Below are 2,468 nucleotides of genomic sequence, written 5' to 3' on the forward strand. Positions count from 1 at the left end.
GAGGCTTTTAAGGCAACAGATTTAATGAATAATAGACCTAGGAAATGCTTGGGGTATAAGACCCTGTTTGAGGTTTTTGCTGGGTTAACTGGTAAAGACTATTTTTTAAACTGAAGTGTTGCACTTATAGGTTGAATTCGCCAAAAATCAATTTTGCAAAAAGCATTTAAAGGAGAATTATGATTAGTGAAATAAGAATACAAAACCGTGCAAGCTTTAATGATTCAGGAATAAAAATAAAAAATTTAAAAAAAATTAATTTTATTTATGGTGCAAATGGAAGTGGTAAAACCACCATTTCAAACTTTCTAAGGGAATCAAATACCATAAATAATGATTGCTCGTATACCTGGAAAGATGATCATGCATTAGATATTCTTGTTTACAACAAAGAGTTTCGTAAGAAATATTTCTCTAATGACTCTATTGATGGTGTATTTACGATAGGCGAAGAGAATATAGAAAAACAAGAACAAATCGAAACTAAGAAAAGTGAATTAGAAAGAATAAAACAAGAAGGTATAGTCAAGAAAGGTACATTACAAGAACAAAAAAATAAGAAAAATAATACCGAGGAGGATTTCAAAAAAAAAGCTTGGTCAGATATTTATAAAAAATATGAGCCATTTTTTAAAAAGGCTTTTAAGGGTTTTGGCAGACAAGAATTATTTAAGGAAGAATTACTTAAGTGTGCTATAGATAATGATTCACCTTTATCGAATATTGACAAATTGAAAAAGAAATCAATTATTATTTTTGGACGACAGCCAGAACATATAGACCCTTTGATGGATATTGTTTTTGATGATATTCAAAAAATTGAAAATAATCTAATTTGGAAAACTAAAATAATAGGAAAATCTGATATCAATATTTCTAAATTGATACAACACTTAAATATTGACGATTGGGTTAATCAAGGTAGAAATTATCTACAAAGTAAAACTTGCCCTTTTTGTCAAGAAGAAACAATTACAGATGATTTTAAAGAACAATTAAAAAAATATTTTGACAAAGAATATTTAGAGCAAATATCAGGTATTGAAAAATATCAATTAAGCTACCAATCATCATTAAATAGTTTAACAAATCAATTAGAAGATATTAAAAGAAAGGTAAATAGTAATCAAAATATCGAAATGGATATTGAAGTATTTTCAAATATATTAATTGCTCTTGTTAGTAAGTCTAACACTAATAAATGTTTGTTAGAAAAGAAAATTAAAGAACCTAGTAGAGATATTGAGCTAGCTTCTACTACAGAGCAATTGGAGCAATTAAAACAACTTATTGATGATAGCAACAAAAAAATTACAGCCCATAATAGTGTTGTTGCTAATCTTCAAAAAGAAAAAGAAAAATTAATTATTGATATTTGGAGTTTTATCGCTCAAGACAATATTGATATGATTGAAGAATATAAGGAAAAAATAAAAGGTCTTGAAAAAGGCATAAAGAAGTTAACACAAGAACACAAAGATAAACAAACAAAATGGACATCTATTGAAGAAGATATTCAAAAGCTAAGCCAATATGGAATTGGCACTCAGGTTACCATTGATTTTATTAATAAAACACTAATAAAGTTTAGCTTTTTAAACTTTAGCATAGAACCATCAATCGAAGATAAAAATAAATATCAATTAAAAAGAGAAAATGGTGATTTAGCACAAACTAGCCTAAGCGAGGGCGAAATAACTTTCATAACATTATTATATTTTATTCAATTAACTAAAGGCTCTACAGATAAAAGTAATATAGCCAATAATAAAATATTAGTAGTGGATGACCCTGTATCTAGTTTAGATAGCAATGTGTTATTTATTGTAAGTACGCTTTTAAAACAAATAATAGAAGACACCAAAAATGATACAGGCAACATTAAACAAGTGATATTTTTAACACATAATATTTATTTCCATAAAGAAGTCTCATTTATTAATAGTAGAGAAACAGAAAATAAATATACAAACTATTGGATACTGAGAAAAAACAATAAAATTTCTAGTATTGAAAGCTATGGAATTAAAAATCCTATTAAAACTTCTTACGAGCTACTATGGCAAGAATTAAAAGATAGAAAAAATATCTCAAATACAGCTATTCAGAACACAATGAGGAGAATTATTGAATATTATTTTACTATTATAGGTCGATACAGTAATAATAATCGTTTAATTAAAACATTAAAAGATGAAGACCAAGAAATAGGAAAAGCACTCCTTAGTTGGATTAATGAGGGCTCACATGGTATATCAGATGATTTATATATGGAACATAGAGATGATGTTCAGGAAAAATTTATGAGTGTTTTTAAATATATATTTAAAGATACAGGACATATAGAGCATTACAATATGATGATGGGTGAAAATATTAAGGATAAACTAATAAATAATTAGTCAGCCCTTAAAAACCACACAAAACATTGATTTATAACAATAAAACTAACAATAACCCTAGACAAA

General features: G+C 26.7%; 1 protein-coding gene and 1 pseudogene. Both read left to right on the plus strand.

Annotated elements, in window-relative coordinates; genetic code table 11:
* Positions 1–114: pseudogene (locus BAZSYMA_RS10610) on the plus strand (IS30 family transposase); the annotation flags it as partial.
* 65 nt (positions 115–179) lie between these two features.
* Positions 180–2,402 (plus strand): AAA family ATPase, encoded by a 2,223-nt coding sequence (locus tag BAZSYMA_RS02050; RefSeq protein ID WP_090715100.1) that lies wholly within the window; start codon positions 180–182, stop codon positions 2,400–2,402.
* The last annotated feature ends 66 nt before the right edge of the window (positions 2,403–2,468 follow it).

The sequence above is a fragment of the Bathymodiolus azoricus thioautotrophic gill symbiont genome, assembly GCF_001298715.1.
Taxonomy (GTDB): domain Bacteria; phylum Pseudomonadota; class Gammaproteobacteria; order PS1; family Pseudothioglobaceae; genus Thiodubiliella.